The organism is Paenibacillus sp. FSL H3-0286 (assembly GCF_045040705.1).
GTDB classification, from domain to species: Bacteria; Bacillota; Bacilli; order Paenibacillales; family Paenibacillaceae; genus Paenibacillus_AQ; species Paenibacillus_AQ odorifer.
In genome coordinates this window covers 2,981,320-2,997,570 of record NZ_CP150285.1, presented here as the reverse complement: position 1 = coordinate 2,997,570, position 16,251 = coordinate 2,981,320, and the positions used below count along the sequence as shown (strand labels likewise).

Annotated in this window: 15 protein-coding genes; 1 reads left to right on the top strand and 14 read right to left on the bottom strand. The window is 45.7% G+C overall.

What is annotated here, in order from left to right; translation table 11 throughout:
* Nucleotides 1-50: 50 nt before the first annotated feature.
* Entirely contained in the window at nucleotides 51-1,835 is a 1,785-nt protein-coding gene (locus MHB37_RS13420; RefSeq protein ID WP_076217713.1) for a DAK2 domain-containing protein, read from the bottom strand.
* A 190-nt stretch (nucleotides 1,836-2,025) separates the two neighbouring features.
* On the opposite strand from MHB37_RS13420, the gene rpmB reads away from it, so the two are divergent.
* Nucleotides 2,026-2,214 carry a 50S ribosomal protein L28 gene (gene rpmB, locus MHB37_RS13415; RefSeq protein WP_036686205.1) on the top strand — a complete coding sequence of 63 codons (189 nt, stop codon included), beginning with the start codon at nucleotides 2,026-2,028 and terminating at the stop codon, nucleotides 2,212-2,214.
* 102 nt (nucleotides 2,215-2,316) lie between these two features.
* Here rpmB and spoVM read toward each other — a convergent pair whose 3' ends face one another.
* From spoVM to gmk, 13 genes are all read right to left on the bottom strand, one after another.
* Complete coding sequence (spoVM, locus tag MHB37_RS13410; RefSeq protein ID WP_020431362.1) at nucleotides 2,317-2,397, bottom strand: stage V sporulation protein SpoVM; 81 nt, start codon at nucleotides 2,395-2,397, stop codon at nucleotides 2,317-2,319.
* A 177-nt stretch (nucleotides 2,398-2,574) separates the two neighbouring features.
* Nucleotides 2,575-3,240 carry a ribulose-phosphate 3-epimerase gene (gene rpe, locus MHB37_RS13405; RefSeq protein WP_076189881.1) on the bottom strand — a complete coding sequence of 222 codons (666 nt, stop codon included), beginning with the start codon at nucleotides 3,238-3,240 and terminating at the stop codon, nucleotides 2,575-2,577.
* Nucleotides 3,241-3,244: 4 nt separating this feature from the next.
* On the bottom strand, nucleotides 3,245-4,150 hold the full coding sequence (gene rsgA, locus MHB37_RS13400) for a ribosome small subunit-dependent GTPase A (RefSeq protein WP_076179562.1): 906 nt from the start codon (nucleotides 4,148-4,150) through the stop codon (nucleotides 3,245-3,247).
* Between the two features lie 96 nt (nucleotides 4,151-4,246).
* On the bottom strand, nucleotides 4,247-6,493 hold the full coding sequence (gene pknB / locus MHB37_RS13395) for a Stk1 family PASTA domain-containing Ser/Thr kinase (RefSeq protein WP_076179563.1): 2,247 nt from the start codon (nucleotides 6,491-6,493) through the stop codon (nucleotides 4,247-4,249).
* Nucleotides 6,493-7,266: a Stp1/IreP family PP2C-type Ser/Thr phosphatase gene (locus tag MHB37_RS13390; RefSeq protein ID WP_076129149.1), complete on the bottom strand. Its 774-nt coding sequence runs from the start codon at nucleotides 7,264-7,266 to the stop codon at nucleotides 6,493-6,495. Before MHB37_RS13390 ends, pknB begins: the two co-directional genes overlap by 1 nt.
* A gap of 6 nt (nucleotides 7,267-7,272) precedes the next feature.
* Entirely contained in the window at nucleotides 7,273-8,313 is a 1,041-nt protein-coding gene (gene rlmN / locus MHB37_RS13385) for a 23S rRNA (adenine(2503)-C(2))-methyltransferase RlmN (RefSeq protein ID WP_036686196.1), read from the bottom strand.
* Between the two features lie 151 nt (nucleotides 8,314-8,464).
* A complete protein-coding gene (gene rsmB / locus MHB37_RS13380; protein ID WP_282579740.1) occupies nucleotides 8,465-9,937 on the bottom strand; it encodes a 16S rRNA (cytosine(967)-C(5))-methyltransferase RsmB in 1,473 nt (490 codons plus the stop codon).
* Nucleotides 9,934-10,869, bottom strand: coding sequence for a methionyl-tRNA formyltransferase (gene fmt / locus MHB37_RS13375; protein WP_248548083.1), 936 nt, complete (start codon nucleotides 10,867-10,869; stop codon nucleotides 9,934-9,936). The genes rsmB and fmt overlap by 4 nt, the downstream gene beginning before the upstream one ends.
* 5 nt (nucleotides 10,870-10,874) lie before the next feature.
* Nucleotides 10,875-11,354 (bottom strand): peptide deformylase, encoded by a 480-nt coding sequence (gene def / locus MHB37_RS13370; protein ID WP_036686193.1) that lies wholly within the window; start codon nucleotides 11,352-11,354, stop codon nucleotides 10,875-10,877.
* 85 nt (nucleotides 11,355-11,439) lie between these two features.
* A complete protein-coding gene (gene priA, locus MHB37_RS13365; RefSeq protein ID WP_076189879.1) occupies nucleotides 11,440-13,971 on the bottom strand; it encodes a primosomal protein N' in 2,532 nt (843 codons plus the stop codon).
* Nucleotides 13,971-15,206 carry a bifunctional phosphopantothenoylcysteine decarboxylase/phosphopantothenate--cysteine ligase CoaBC gene (gene coaBC / locus MHB37_RS13360; protein ID WP_405169492.1) on the bottom strand — a complete coding sequence of 412 codons (1,236 nt, stop codon included), beginning with the start codon at nucleotides 15,204-15,206 and terminating at the stop codon, nucleotides 13,971-13,973. The genes priA and coaBC overlap by 1 nt, the downstream gene beginning before the upstream one ends.
* A gap of 216 nt (nucleotides 15,207-15,422) precedes the next feature.
* The gene (gene rpoZ, locus MHB37_RS13355; RefSeq protein WP_036686188.1) at nucleotides 15,423-15,623 is read right to left on the bottom strand and encodes a DNA-directed RNA polymerase subunit omega; all 201 of its coding nucleotides are present in this window, start codon (nucleotides 15,621-15,623) and stop codon (nucleotides 15,423-15,425) included.
* A gap of 51 nt (nucleotides 15,624-15,674) precedes the next feature.
* Nucleotides 15,675-16,244 (bottom strand): guanylate kinase, encoded by a 570-nt coding sequence (gmk, locus tag MHB37_RS13350; RefSeq protein ID WP_076129144.1) that lies wholly within the window; start codon nucleotides 16,242-16,244, stop codon nucleotides 15,675-15,677.
* Nucleotides 16,245-16,251: the final 7 nt, after the last annotated feature.

The window sequence follows — 16,251 nt, the reverse complement described above, 5'->3', positions numbered from 1 at the left end:
TACGCAATAGCAAATTTCTACTCCATTGTTAAAGAACCATTAATTCCTACCTATGGCTCTACAGAGAACAGATAATAATACAGGGGTTGGCCACCCTCATGAATCTCAACTTCCACATTCGGATAAGTCTCTTCCAGCCACTCACTCAAAGAATCAGTAGCCTCGGATTCTGTTTCTGCACCAATAAGGATCGTGACGATTTCGTCGCCATTCTCCAGCATGTTGGATAACAGCGCCTGACTTGCAGCTAAAAGATCATCTGCCGCAGCAACAATTTTGGAATTAGAAATCCCAATAAATTGGCCCGACTTAATCTCCAGCCCATCAAAGCTTGTATCACGCACAGCGTTCGTTACTTGTCCGGATTTCACATGAGAGATTGCTTCCAGCATATTCTCAGAATTAGTCTCCACAGCATCTTCCTCTTGGAACGCAAAAGCTGCTGCTATTCCCTGTGGAATACTTTTACTTGGAATCACCGTAATCTCACGTTCGCCTTCTAGAAGATCTTTAGCTTGTTGAGCGGCAAGAACAATGTTCGAGTTATTCGGCAAAATATAAACATGCTTCGCAGATATAGAAGAAATCGCGTTCACGAAATCCTCCGTGCTAGGATTCATTGTTTGACCACCAGCAAGGACTACGTCCACTCCAAGGCTTTTGAAAATATCAGCAATACCTGCGCCAGAAGATACCGCAATGAAGCCGTAAGGTGCCAAATCATCAGCTGGTGGCTCAGCAGGAGACATTTGCACTGCACTCTTCTCATTCGGCATATCAGCGAACACATCAGGCATCGGTGCAATATCCATACCCGCAGTCAGCAGGTCACGATGCTGCTCTCGCATATTAAGAATGTGAATCTGCGTGATCTCCCCATAAAGAAGAGCCAAGTTCATCACTTCACCTGGAGCCTTAGAGTGCACATGCACTTTAATCGTCTCATCATCCGAAATTACAATAATGGAATCGCCATTAACTGACAACGCTTTCCTAAAAGCTTCCTCATCAAAATTAGTTCTCACGTTAACGCCTAACTGGCGATTAATGAAAAACTCCATATCATATAGAAATTCTATATCTTCAGTAGATAGCTGTGACTGTGCAGAAGACTGTACAGAAAACAGTTCATTTTCAGGTTTCGTTAACACGGGTTTAGGCGCTGGTGCAACTGGTGTGTGGGTTTGTCCTTGCACAGATTCAGACAGACCGGTACTTCCGTTCGTCAGATGCTGGTGAAACCCTTCATAAATGTAGACCAAACCTTGACCGCCAGAATCTACAACACCGACTTGCTTCAATACAGGTAATTGCTCAGGCGTATAAGCTAAGGCTTCTTTTGCTTTGGCTAATACCTCTGTCATCAGCTCCACAACGTCAGTAGTACGGCGGGCATAATAAACAGCATGTCTTGCAGCCTCTTTAGCTACAGTAAGAATAGTTCCCTCTACAGGCTTTACAACTGCTTTATACGCAGCGTCCACTCCGGTTTGCAGCGCAGCAGCGAACTGCTGTGTGTTAAGCTCATCATGTTGAGCCGCATACCTGCTAAACCCTCTGAATAACTGGGACAAAATAACGCCGGAATTCCCGCGAGCTCCCATTAATAAGCCCTTGGAGAGTACACCTGCACATTGGCCCACAGAAGTGGTGTTATTTTTCTTTAATTCATTCGCACCTGCGGTCATCGTCAAATTCATGTTTGTACCGGTATCTCCGTCTGGGACCGGAAAAACATTTAGGGAATTGACGTGTTCTGCATGCTGTTGCAGCTTATCCGCTCCAGCCAATACCATAGCGGTAAAATCTGTTCCGTTTATAGAACGCTTACTCAATTGAGAATTCCCCTTCCTAACTTCATGCCTAATCATTCTATGATTAACAGGACATAATGCACTAATTTACATTGTACTATAAGTATTAAAAGAAATAAATGTTTTTGAATCGGTTGACGTAGCAAAATTTGCTGTGATATTATAGATAAGTATTGTTTATGCAGGTGTTAGAAATAAGGAGGTGTAATCTATGTCCCGCAAATGTGCAGTAACAGGCAAGAAACCGAGCAGCGGCAACCACGTGTCTCACGCTAATAACCGCAACCGTCGTTCTTGGGGAGTTAACGTTCAGAAGGTCCGTATCCTCGTGAACGGTAAACCAAAACGCGTGTACGTCAGCACCCGTGCTTTGAAAGCCGGTAAAGTTGAACGCGTTTAGTCTTTAGCAATTTTTAAGACCGAACGATAACTTATATGAAGCAAAAAGCACCCTTTACATTTGTAAGGTGCTTTTTTTCATGTTTTCTTTTCTGTTAGAGGCTTAACTCTTCTGAAATGTGTTCAATATTGCTTTAACAAAACCTCCCAAAAACCTTGGCAGCTTAAACGTGTAAAATTTCATGATTTACCCTCCCATCAATTCATGCCGTACGCAGGAGACTTTCCTCTTGTCAATAACGGAAACGAACTGCAGTCCTCCCTGCCAAAACAAAAAAAGGCTACATGAGATTTCTGCTCATGTAACCATATTTATGCACCGAGGACTTGGCCTATACCTCTAGTCTCAATCGCCTATTTTTTAACACAGTGCTGATTCGGCTGCTTCTCGAATTCCTTGGATCGCCGCAGCACGATCACTCCGGCCAAAAACTGCATTCCCCGCTACCAAAACATCGGCTCCAGCTGCCACAACCAATGGTGCTGTATCTTCCGATACTCCACCATCTACTTCGATCAATAAATCTGGATTCACTTCATTCGCCCATTCTCGAATTTGAGTGATTTTGCGCAAAGTGTTAGGAATGAATGCTTGACCACCAAAGCCTGGATTAACGGTCATCACCAGAATCATATCCACATCCTCCAGCACCTCACGCACCGCTGAAGCCGGAGTACCCGGATTAATTGCTACACTTGCCTTCAGCCCCAGTTCCTTGATCTGATGAACCACACGATGCAAATGAACGCATGCCTCAGCGTGAACGGTGATCACACTTGCACCAGCTGCAGCAAAATCAGGGATATAACGTTCTGGTGACTCAATCATCAAGTGAACATCAAGTGGCAGCTTGGTATGTAACGATACAGCTTTTACAATAGGTGGACCCAACGTGATATTCGGCACAAAATGACCGTCCATTACATCCACATGTATCCAATCTCCACCACTGGCTTCCGCCTCTGCAACTTCTGGACCTAAACGCGCGAAATCCGCCGACAATAAAGATGGTGCTATTCGTATCATGATGTTAGTACCTCCGCTTTTTATCTTTCATTTCATTAAAAAACAGTTTGTAATGATCATAGCGACTATCCGCAATTTCCCCTGCTTTCCAAGCCTCTATTACACGGCAGCCGGGTTCATGCTGATGACTGCAGCCCCGGAACTTACAATCGGATGCGTATTGAGCAAATTCACGAAAACAAGTGGACAGCTCTTCTACACCAAGCTCCAAGAAATCAAGCTGACTAAAACCTGGGGTATCTGCAACAAAACCTCCACCACCAATATCCATCAGCTCCACATGACGGGTCGTATGACGACCACGTCCCAATCGTAAACTGATCTCTCCAGTCTCCAGTTTAAGCCCTGGAACAATACGATTCAATAAGGTGGACTTACCAACCCCGGATTGACCCGCAAATACGCTGATGCCTCCAGTAAGCCTTTGTCTTAGCTCATCGCTTCCGGCACCAGTAAGTGAACTTGTGACCATCACTTCATATCCGATATCCTCATAAAGTTCTTTAACATAACGGGTAGCTTCACCATCATCATCCGCCAAATCCTGTTTAGTCAGAACAATTAGGGGTTCCAGACCCGAATGCTCAATATGAACTAGAAACTTGTCCAACAGATTCAGGTTCATATCGGGCTCCCGAACGGAGAATAAAAGCACTGCGAGCTTAACATTCGCTACAGGTGGACGAATCAGTTCAGATTCTCTAGGTAGAAGTTCATCCACCATTCCTTCTCCATGCTCAGTAAGGATATAAATAACCCGATCTCCAACTAGCGGAGCGATCCCTTTTTTCTTGAGAATTCCTCGGCCTCTGCATTGAACAGAATGCTCTTCAGTCGCAATTAATCCTTCGCGGAGCGGTTTCACATAATAATAACCGCTTAACGCCTTAACAATTATTCCTTCAGGCATACATAGTGAGCCTTCCTCTCCTGATTTTGCGAAAATGACCCAAGTCTGATATCCCCGGGTCATTTCGCTACGCCAACCGTTCAGGTTAAACCCTGTTTAGTTGTTGTTTTTATCTTTAGATTTATCCTTGCCTTTATTGTTGTGCTTATTATTGCCATTATTAGTCGATTCACTATTTATAGAACTATTGTTTACGAACCCTGTCTGATTCACCGCCCCGTTATTCCCTCCGTCATTCTCTGAACCTGAACCCGGCAAGATCTCCGGTTCAATCGTAGGTTCAATTGTAGGCGTAGGTTCAGCAGAAGGTGTTGGAGTTGGCTGTGGTGTTGCTATAACTGGTGGTTCAGGCTCCTGAACGGTTCCGTTCTTCGCATCGATATAAGGAATGACATAAGTGTCCAAAAGCACACCGTCACGGGTAACAATAACCGAACCATCTTTATTAGGAGCCAATACTAGATTAACGGATAACACTTGGCTCTTTCCAATGGTACGTGTTCCCCAATCCTGTTTCTCTCCATTATTGCGCGCATCCACGAATTCGATACGAATCTTGCTCTTTTTCCCATCCTGAGCAGGAGCGACTGGCACATTAAAGGTATAATTCAGGGCTTCAGGTGGATAACCTGTACTTAAGTAAATCGTAATCGCTGTTCCAGGTGGAACAGAAGTACCTGTCCCTTTATCAAATGCCCAAGTCTTTGTTACTTTACCTTCTTCAATGCTGAAGCTGGATTCTTTCTTCACTTCTCCAAGAACAAGCTTGGCGCCTTCAAGCAGCGCCTTTGCCTCACTCTCCGTCTTACCGATGAGATCTGGCAACAGTACACTTTCTTCTCCTTTACTAACGTAAAGGGTGATTTGAACCGTCTCAGGATCGAATTCAGTATTTAATGCAGGGTCAGATTTTACAATGAGACCTTCATCTGTATTTTCGTCATAGAGAGGTTTATTATCAATCCTGTCCTGGGCTACACCCAGCGCCATCAATGCCTTAACCGCATCATCAAAGCTCTTGTTAACTACATCTGGCATCTTGGGTAATGGCTTAGCCGTATTCACAGTGAGTATAAGGGACGCTCCTTTTTTCACTTTGGCATCCTTTTCCCTACTCTGCTTAATGACCACATTCTCTTCAAAATTCGGACTGTAGTCATACAGAATAGGATCAGCAACCTCAAGCCCCAAATCCTCAAGCTCAGTTTGTGCTTGTTCTATCTGTTTACCTACTACATAAGGAACGGAAACCTCAGGAACAACTAGCTGTGATTTAACGTACCATACGAGACTGGCCATAGCCAACAGCAACAGTAAGGTAAGCCCAATCCATAATGTGGGTTTTGCCCATTGTTTTTTACCTTTGCTTGAAGGCACCGGTTCATCATCTTCATCACGAACCATCCGTTCCTCACGATGATTACGATTACCATTGCTTCTTTGAATCGGTTTTATCGCCGGGATAACCCGCGTACGATCCTCGTCTTCTTCATCGTTGAACAGAATCTTCGCCTCACTGCGACGCTCCGGCAATAAACATGTTTCCAAATCCTGTAACATTTCTTTGGCAGAGTCGTACCGCTCCTCCGGGTTTTTACGCATTGATCTCAGAATTACATTCTCAACGCTTTGCGGAATGAGTGGATTCAGAAGTTTTGGCTCTTCAAACTCTTCTTGCAGATGTTTTAAAGCTACACTAATCGGACTCTCTCCCAAAAAGGGCAGGCTTCCAGTAAGCATTTGATAAAGTACAATACCTAATGAATACAAGTCAGACTTTTCTCCTGTAGAGACACCTTTGGCATGCTCTGGCGAGAAATAATGTACTGAACCGACCACAGAACCGGTCTGTGTAATGGTTGTTGACGTAACTGCGCGGGCAATCCCAAAATCGGTTACTTTCACCCGTCCATTGCGTCCGATCAGGATATTATGTGGTTTTATATCACGATGAATAATTTGATTCTGATGCGCATGATCTAGGGCATCACAGATTTGTGAAGCGATCCGTACGGATTCATCAACCTGCAATGGCGCTCGTTCTTTTATAATTTCATTAAGATTCTGACCCTCAATATACTCCATGACAATGTAATGAATTTCGTCTTCTTGTCCTACATCGTATATGCTGACGACATTCGGATGAGACAAAGATGCGGCAGACTGCGCCTCACGCCTAAAACGGCGAATAAATTCCTCGTCATGCACAAACTGATTGCGCAATACTTTGATGGCGACATTTCGGTTTAAAAGAATGTCATGTGCTCTATAGACGAGCGCCATTCCACCTCCGCCGATCCGTTCGATGACTTGGTAACGGCCGCCCAATTCGTGACCGATCATCAATCCCACTCCTTTGTTTCGGGCACAGCGGCCTCTCCATGATGTTCTAACAAAGCGACGCTAATATTATCGCCACCGCCGGCGAGCAGTGCCAGCTGAAGTAAACGGTCCGCTCTTTCCTCTAACGATATCTCATGTATACCTGCTACTTTGCCTAAATGCTCATTTGTGACAAAGTTGCTTAAACCATCGCTGCATAGAAGCAAAATTTCCCCTGGTAACAGAGCTATAGGCGCCATATCAACCTCAACCTCAGCATCTGTTCCAAGCGCCCTCGTCAGCACATTACGACGCGGATGATTATCCAATTCCTCCACACTGATCTGACCGTTCTTGAACAGCTCATTGACTAGCGTATGATCCTCGGTTAGTTGAACTGCCGCACTGTCTTTTATTAAATAGGCTCTGCTGTCTCCGATATGGCCAATATATCCGTTTGATCCATTCAAAAGAACAGCAACGACAGTAGTACCCATATTATGATACTTATCGTCACCGGAAGCCTCCCTGAACACAGTGCTGTTAGCTTCCAAAATAGCAGCTGACAACGCATCACGCAGAGCTTCGTCTTGAAGTTCAGGCTCTAACCCGTCCAGGTTATTCCTCATTGTCTCCAAAGCGAGCCTGCTTGCGGTTTCACCAGCCTGATGTCCACCCATCCCATCGGCAATTATGCCGAGTGTATAACCGTGGCGCGTCGCGCCGATCCAGACCGAATCCTCATTGACAGAGCGCACTCGGCCAATATCGCTGGCATGAACTGTTCTGATCAAATATCCTCACCCCAACTCCATATGTTTGGCACGCAGCTGTCCGCATGCGGCCGCGATATCATGGCCTTGCTCACGGCGAATAGTAACATTCACCCCGTTATCAGCCAAAATACGTTGAAACTCAAAGATATCATTGCGTGAAGTACGTACATATTTCCGCTCAGGCACATGGTTTACCGGAATCAAATTGACGTGGCACAACATGCTCTTAAGCACCCCAGCCAATTCCTCAGCATGCTCCGGTTGGTCATTTACCCCGCCGATCAAGGCATATTCAAAGCTGACACGTCGTCCCGTCTTAGCTTGATAATAACGCAATGATTCAATTACATCATCAAACGGAAAACGGCGGTTAACAGGCATTAGCTTTGAACGCAAGGCGTCGTTAGGTGCATGAATCGAAATCGCCAAATTAATCTGGGTATCTTCTTCTGCAAATTTATAAATGCTCGGTACAATACCGCTGGTGGAAACAGTAATATGCCGTTGTCCGATATTTAGGCCCTTCTCATGAATCATAAGACGCAAGAATCTCATTGTTGCATCATAGTTCTCAAACGGCTCACCAGTACCCATGATAACAATGCTGCTGACACGTTCGCCGCGCGCATCAAGGATTTGTTGGGAACGAACAACCTGAGCTACAATTTCTCCCGCTGTCAAATCCCGTTTTAATCCACCGAGTGTGGAAGCACAGAAAGTACAGCCGATTCGGCATCCTACTTGGGTTGTTACACAAACGCTATTGCCATAATTATGTTTCATGATAACTGTTTCGATAGCATGATCGTCATGCAATCCAAACAGGAATTTTACAGTTCCATCTTTAGATTCCATTTTAGTAATTTCAGTTAGTGCAGCAATAGAGAATTGTTCATTCAGCTTCTGACGAAGCCCTTTGGACAAATTGCTCATTGCTTCGAAGTCATTCACACGTTTTACATACAGCCAATCAAAAATTTGTCCACCACGAAAAGCAGGCTCACCATTGTCTTTCGCCCACTGTTGTAACTCTTCTAAAGAAAAATCATATATTAAAGGTTTCATTATTATCTACACCTGTTCTTTCATAAGGATATGCGTATTATTTCTCATTCTTCCTATTTTAACACAAATTTCAGAGACGGTAAAAGAAAACGCCCGCCGTACGGTAGCCCGGCGGGCGGAGGATACTACAATTGTCAGAAAATTTGCTATATTACAAGACTCTCTGAAGCTTGGAAATATAGAACCCGTCGCTCCCATAATGATGAGGCAGCAGCTGAATTCCTTCACCCTCAGCCAGCGCAGTACCCTCCAGCCTGTCCCATAATGGGGAGGCAAAAGTCACAGCGGTGAAGTCAGGATTCTGCTTCAAAAATTCAGCTACTACTTCACTATTTTCTGCTTGTTCAGTAGTACAGGTACTATATACCAGAATGCCACCCGGTTTCAACAGTTTAGAGACCGACTGCAGCAATTCCCGTTGCAATGACGCTACGCTAGCCACATCTTCCGGCTGCTTACGCCATTTGAGGTCTGGCTTACGGCGAATTACGCCAAGTCCAGAGCAAGGTGCGTCGAGAAGGATTCTATCAAAGGATTGATGCTCTAAAGTGTGCTCCAGCTCCAGCGCATCTGCACTGCCTGTAGATACGCAATCAAGACCTAAACGTTCTGCTTGATCTGAGATCAATTTCGCTTTATGCAAATGCAAATCATTAGCGTAAATTGATCCTTCATCTTTCATGAGCTCGCCCATATGTGCTGTTTTGCCCCCAGGAGCAGCGCAACAGTCAAGCACCCTCATACCAGGCTCCGGAGCTACCGCTTCAGCTACTAGCATAGAACTCTCATCCTGAACGGAGAGATATCCATCACGATACCAGGAGGTGAGCGCCAGGTTTCCGCCGCCTTTCACAACAATGCCATAGGGACTAACCTCAGATGCTGAAGCTTGCAGACCTTGTTCAATCATCTGGTTCAGCAGAGCTTCACGACTGATCATCGTTGTATTCACACGTACGCTGACCGCAGGCGGCTCATTATTAGATGCACAAATCGCTTCCGCCGTGTCGACACCGTACTCGGTAATCCAACGTTCCACTAACCACAACGGATGTGAGTATAATATCGATATCCGCTGCGCTTGACTCAGTCCCTCAGGCAGAACCGGTAGATTACCAGTACGCAACACACTGCGCAGCACGCCGTTAACCATCCCTGAGATTCCCTGGTGGCCTTTTTTCTTCGCTATATTAACAGCCTCATTTACAGCTGCATGGGACGGTATACGATCAAGATACATAATTTGATATAAACTTAACCGCAGTAAATTACGGACCCATGGCTGTAGTTTAGCTATCCCTTTACTAACAAATCCTTCAAGCACATAATCCAAGGTGTTCATCCGCGAAATAGAGCCATAAACAAGTTCTGTCACCAGTCCGGCATCTTCTCTGCTAAGCGTTGCCTTCTGTAGACTGCTGTTGAGCAGCAAATTGCTATAAGCACCTTGCTGTTCAACCTTAACCATTATATCAAGCGCGATTTCCCGGGCAGAAGCAGGGGTAACCTTACCCTTGTTGCCAGCTCCGCCGTTTTTGCCTACTGCTTTTGAATTATTCCCCTGTCTCTTACCAGCGTTAGGATTTACTGCTGATCGGCCAACACCTTTTCCACCGCCGCTCAACCTAACACCGTCCCTGGCTTCATAACAGCACCACGGCTAAAATCGGCCGCACTCATTGCTTTTTTGCCAGCAGGTTGAACCGTTGTCAGCAGCAGACTTCCGTCACCTGTTTTCACTTCGACACCTTGCTCGGTTACAGAAAGCACCGTTCCTGGAGCACTATCGCTTGCTTTCTGCTCTTCAGGCAGTTGAGAAGCCCATGCTTTAAAGGTTTCGCCATTCCAGAGCGTAAATGCGCCGGAAAAAGGAACTAATCCACGAATTCGATTATAGTTATCACGCGAGCTGGCGTTCCAATCCAAACGTTCATCCTCGCGATTAAGGTTAGGAGCATAAGTTGCTTCACTATCTTCTTGCTGAACAGCTTGAACTTTTCCACTCACTAAACGTGGCATTTCAGACTTTAACAGATCTCGTCCCGCTAGGCTTAGCTTCTCAAAAAGAGTTCCAGAGGTATCTTCAGCCTCAATAGCCACTTCGACACGAGAGATCATGTCACCGGTATCCAGCCCTTCCGCCATATACATCAAAGTAACGCCGGTCACTTTCTCACCATTGATGATACTACGCTGAATCGGAGCACCTCCCCGATATTTAGGAAGCAACGAACCGTGTACATTCACACAACCATTCCGCGGTAAGTCCAACACAGCTTTAGGCAAAATTTGACCATAAGCAGCCGTGACGATCAAATCCGGCTCATACGCAGCCAGCTCAGCGACTGCCTCAGGACGACGCATGCGTTCAGGCTGAAGCACAGGTAATCCGAGAGCTAATGCGGCTTCCTTAACTGGTGAAGGAGCCAAGATCTTTTTTCTCCCCTGCGGACGATCCGGTTGGGTGATGACAGCTACAACTTCATAGCCTTCATCTACCAGCATTTGCAAGCTTGGCACCGCAAAGGCTGGAGTTCCCATGAAAACAATCTTCATATTCCTCACTCCTCAGTCTCGTTAGCAGTCATCTCGTACACTTTTTCAGCGATATCTGTAAATAGAACTCCATTCAAATGGTCAATCTCATGCTGAAAAGCCCGGGCAAGTAAACCACTGCCGGTTATCGTAATCTCTTTTCCCTCACGGTTAAGGCCACGTACAGTTACAGTCTCCGCACGGCGTACATCACCATTCAAGCCAGGAATACTAAGACATCCTTCTGGCCCTAGCTGTTCACCTTCCATGCTGATGATTTCAGGGTTAATCATTTTGATCAATCCATGCTCTTCATCCGCATCCACCACAATTAGACGTTTCAAAATTCCGACTTGGGGTGCCGCCAGCCCTACTCCTTCAGCGTCATACATCGTATGTGCCATATCATCCAGCAATTTTTTAACATTAGGAGTAACTACAGCTACTTCTTTAGCTTTTTTGTGCAATACTTCATCCGGTTCCTTAACGATCAAACGTATAGCCATTACAAAACACCTTCCCGTTCTGAACATTTCTATATTTAAAGTCAATTTATAAAGCTCTTTTTTTACATTGTAACATGATACGGATTTACATCAACATCTGCGGATCCACATCAATGCTGATCTGAAGACCAGTATCCCGTACAGAATCCTCTAACTCTTCAGCCACTTGGCGGACAAGTCCAATTACATCGATGGCGCCGCGCCATTTTATCATACACTGGAATCTATATCTACCCTTTAATCGAGGGATAGGTGAAGCCACAGGACCCAACAGATCTAACACATCACTGGTTAGCTTATCGAGACTTCCATACCATCTTAGCTGTCTGGCTTTTCCTTGAAGATTCAGAGCATAATTCTCTGCCATCCGCAGTAGAAGCGGCAGCTGTTCATGAGACAATGTGACCAGGATGAGTCTGCAATACGGCGGATAATGGAGGCCTCTACGATGCTTCAGCTCTTCACGTACAAAAGAGAGATAGTCATGTCCGCTGGCATGAATAATGGAATAATGCTCTGGCGTATAGGACTGAACGACCACTTCGCCTGGAAGCTGATGCCGGCCTGCTCTGCCTGCAACTTGTGTAAGCAATTGGAAGGTCTTCTCTGCTGCGCGAAAATCGGGCAGGTTCAATGCTGAATCTGCTGTGATTACACCAACAAGAGTGACATCTGGAAAATCCAGTCCCTTTGCTACCATCTGAGTCCCCAGGAGAACATCCGCTTTTTTGTCCCGGAATTGGTTCAGCAGCTTCTCATGTGAGCCTTTTTCTGTTGTTGTGTCCACATCCATACGAATCACTCGTATGCCTGGGAAGAGCTTACCAAGCTCTTCTTCCACCCGCTGTGTACCCGTTCCGAAAAACCGGATATGCTCACTCCCACACTCCGGACAAAGCTTAGGTGCTGGTTCAGCATGGCCACAATAATGACAACGCAAATTGTCACTACGGCTATGATATGTTAGTGAGATATCACATTCTGGACAACCGGCTACATAACCACAGCTACGACACATGACAAAGGTTGAAAAACCTCTACGGTTAAGCAGCAGCACCGTCTGTTCTCCGCGTTCCAGCCTCTTTTCCAGTGCTGAATGAAGCTTTCGGCTGAACATCGAACGGTTGCCTTCTTTAAGCTCTTCCCGCATGTCTACTACGTTCACCTTTGGAAGTTCATTTCCAAGCGCACGGGTAGGCATCTCCAGCAGTACCGGTGAAAAATGAATATCACTCTGCGATCTTGCAGCATGATAGCTTTCCAGCGAAGGCGTGGCAGATCCAAGAATCACAGCTGCCCCACACTGCTCCGCTCTACGAATAGCAGCATCACGGGCATGATATTTCGGATTCTCCTCCTGTTTATAAGAGGTCTCATGTTCTTCATCCATAATAATCAGCCCTAAGTTGGAGAAAGGAGCAAACACGGCCGATCTTGCGCCTACAGCGACTGTGGCCTTTCCTTCACGGATTTTACGCCACTCATCGTAGCGCTCACCAACAGACAGCCGGCTATGCATAACCGCGACCCCGCTGCCGAACCGTCCCTTAAACCGCTCCACCATTTGTGGCGTTAAAGCAATCTCTGGAACAAGAACAACAGCCTGTCTACCCTGATCTAAACAACGTTTAATACACTGCAAATAGATCTCTGTCTTACCACTACCCGTAACGCCATGAAGCAGAAATACTTCGTGAAGCTGCTCTTCTACGGTTCGAGAAATCCTTGTATATACGACCTCTTGTTCCGCTGTGAGCGGTAGAGGTGCGGTAGGTTTAAAATCTCGCCCTTGATAAGGATCGCGATAGACTTCAATTTCACTGATCTCGATAAATCCTTTTTCCTCCAAGGCCTTTACAGTACTTGCCGTTACTTGGAGTGCAGACAAAACTTCTTTAAGGGCCATGGGGAGTGTAGCTTCCATATCAACTAAAAAGCTCAGAACTTCCTTCTGGCGTGCTGATTTTTTCGGAAATTTGTTCAAAGCCTCACGGGCAGCAGTGACACCTATCGCCAGATCGACTGCCTTGAGCTTTTTCTTGCCCATTTTATCCTTAATGGATTGACTCTCTATAAGTACTCCACGCCGCAGCATGAACTTCACCGTCTCAGCAGCCTCAGGAAATGCACGAGTAAGCTGCTTCATGGAAACTTCGCCACTACGTCCAATAAATTCTGTGATTAGCCGTTCCTCATCCCCTGTGTCCGCAAACATTGGGAACAATTCATCCGCTGGAAATGCTGTCTCTTCCTGCACATCTCCAAGTGAAATCAGCCGTTCTGCCTTCCCTTTTAGAGCGGTGGGCAACATCGCCTGCAGTGCTGAAATTCGTCTACATGCATATCTTTTACTCATCCAGTCCGCAAGCTCAACTAATTCAGGAGATAAAGGCGGGAGCAGATCCAACACTTCTTGGATTGGCTTCAGGCTAGGATTCACTAGAGTCTCGCCTGATTCTAAAGAAACTACAAAACCTTGGACTGTCCGGTGCCCAAACGGAACGGCTACCCGACTGCCCACTTCAATCCATAATTTCAGGGATTCTGGAATACTATAATCAAATGGCCGGTCAGTGCTGCGTACAGGCACATCCACAATGACCTTGGCGATATCCATTATAATGAAGCTCCAGTAATTCGCTCTGCCACGAGCGTCAGCAAACGACGAGCAACCTCATCCTTCGACAATTGTGGCAATTCAAGCACCAATCCATTCACATCATATATCGAAACGATATTCGTATCCGCTCCAAATCCGGCTCCTGCAGCCGCTACATTGTTAGCAACGATGAGATCGCAGTTTTTGCGGACCAGCTTGTCCTTAGCATAAAATTCCGTATTGCCCGTTTCCGCAGCAAAGCCAACCAAAAACTGCTTGTTTTTGTTCTTACCGAGTGTTTCCAGAATATCCGTTGTCTTCACAAGCTCAAGCGTCATCGTCTCTCCGCTTTTTTTAATCTTAGAAGGCTCACTATGCTTCGGACGGTAATCCGATACAGCCGCCGCCTTGATCATAATATCGCAGCTGTCCCACTGTGCGGTAACTGCTTCATACATTTCCTGTGCAGATTGAACACGAATGACTGAAATCTCTGGATCCTGTGGAGGGGCCTCATCTGTACGCGCAGCAATCAACGTTACCTCAGCTCCCATTGCGCGCGCAGTACGTGCTAATGCGAAGCCCATTTTACCTGATGAATCATTGGAGATATAACGTACTGGATCAATGCGTTCTACCGTTCCACCCGCTGTGATGACGATTTTTTTACCCACAAGAGGTTTGGATGCGACGCTTGCTTGATGTGCAAAAAAATTCTCAACCACACTCACAATAGCCTCTGGCTCTTCTAGCCGACCTTTGCCAACGTATCCACATGCCAGCAGTCCTTCACCAGGCTCAATAAATTGAATGCCCCGACTAGCGAGAATATTCAAATTATTAAGTACAGCTGGATGCTGATACATATGAACATTCATAGCTGGTGCAACCATAATAGGAGCCGTAGTAGCTAGCAGCGTTGTAGATAACATATCATCGGCGATCCCGTGCGACATTTTGGCAATCATATTTGCGGTCGCGGGTGCTACCAGCACAAGATCCGCAGCATCTGCCAGATCAATATGTGAAATGGAGGATGGATCTCTCTCCTGGAATGTATCGCTGTATACTCGTTGCTTCGATAGTGACTGTAGAGTTAATTCTGTAATGAACTGCTTCGCCGAAGCTGTCATAATGACATGGACCTCGGCACCTTTTTGGACAAGCTTACTGGTCAAGGACGCCGCTTTATAAGCAGCAATTCCTCCTGTGATCCCAAGTAAAATAGTCTTCCCCTTCAAGCTCTTCAACATGATCTCCCCCCTGTTCCCTACTCTTACAACGAATGGCTATCTTTACGACGAGAAAAAAATAACAACCTTCCGGTTGTCATAAAGAGCCCGGTTCTGGGCTTTCATCATAAATTTAAGACCCGTAAATGCTCCATAACCCAAGAAGAAACGGCAGCGCCTCAAAACAAATAGGCGGCATCCGTTTCTACAATAGGTCATTATTACTTATGCTTGAGACTACTCTTCACCGCGGGTTAGAGTAATGCGATCTTCGTAAATTTCCTCAAGAGCAACACCAACAAATTTATGCGATCTAGGATTCTTCACATCTGTCTTGCCACCCTCACGCAATTGTCTAGCACGACGTGCAGCAGCGACAACGAGCGAATACTTACTGTCAACCTTAGTCATCATTTCATCAATGGATGGATATAGCACTGGGACACCTCTTCATAGTTTACTGTTAATACATTTGACCTTCAGCATAAATTATCTGACTTTACAATGTTCGGCGATAATAATGCTTTCTATTCTCTTACAAGCCAGATCAATCTCATCATTCACAACAGCATAATCATAATGCTGCATTAAGTTGATCTCATCCTCCGCTACAGTCATGCGGTGATCGATCACATCTGGATGCTCAGTACCCCGTCCGCGAATGCGGTCCTTCAACTCGTCCATGGATGGAGGAAGAAGGAACACAAAAATCCCTTCAGGAAATTTCTCTTTAACTTTGAGAGCGCCTTGAACCTCAATTTCGAGAATAATGTCTTTGCCGCTATTGAGAGTTCTCTCCACAAAATCACGTGGAGTACCGTAATAATTACCTACGTACTCCGCGTATTCAAGCAATTGATCGGCTTCGATCATTGCCATAAATTCATCTTTGCTTTTGAAAAAATAGTTGACGCCATCTTCCTCACCCGCACGCGGACTGCGAGTAGTAGCAGAAACTGAGTAGACAAGTTCGGGCATCTTCGGACGTAGTGCTGTACAAACAGTACCTTTACCTACGCCGGAAGGTCCGGATAATATGATGAGCAATCCTTTTGACATAATACAC

Excerpts from the sequence above, each read along its gene's own strand:
- rpmB (WP_036686205.1), top strand. The coding sequence starts at position 2,026 with ATGTCCCGCAAATGTGCAGTAACAGGCAAGAAACCGAGCAGCGGCAAC.
- spoVM (WP_020431362.1), bottom strand. The coding sequence starts at position 2,397 with ATGAAATTTTACACGTTTAAGCTGCCAAGGTTTTTGGGAGGTTTTGTT.
- rpe (WP_076189881.1), bottom strand. The coding sequence starts at position 3,240 with ATGATACGAATAGCACCATCTTTATTGTCGGCGGATTTCGCGCGTTTA.
- rsgA (WP_076179562.1), bottom strand. The coding sequence starts at position 4,150 with ATGCCTGAAGGAATAATTGTTAAGGCGTTAAGCGGTTATTATTATGTG.
- pknB (WP_076179563.1), bottom strand. The coding sequence starts at position 6,493 with ATGATCGGTCACGAATTGGGCGGCCGTTACCAAGTCATCGAACGGATC.
- rlmN (WP_036686196.1), bottom strand. The coding sequence starts at position 8,313 with ATGAAACCTTTAATATATGATTTTTCTTTAGAAGAGTTACAACAGTGG.
- fmt (WP_248548083.1), bottom strand. The coding sequence starts at position 10,869 with ATGAAGATTGTTTTCATGGGAACTCCAGCCTTTGCGGTGCCAAGCTTG.
- def (WP_036686193.1), bottom strand. The coding sequence starts at position 11,354 with ATGGCTATACGTTTGATCGTTAAGGAACCGGATGAAGTATTGCACAAA.
- priA (WP_076189879.1), bottom strand. The coding sequence starts at position 13,971 with ATGGATATCGCCAAGGTCATTGTGGATGTGCCTGTACGCAGCACTGAC.
- coaBC (WP_405169492.1), bottom strand. The coding sequence starts at position 15,206 with ATGTTGAAGAGCTTGAAGGGGAAGACTATTTTACTTGGGATCACAGGA.
- gmk (WP_076129144.1), bottom strand. The coding sequence starts at position 16,244 with ATGTCAAAAGGATTGCTCATCATATTATCCGGACCTTCCGGCGTAGGT.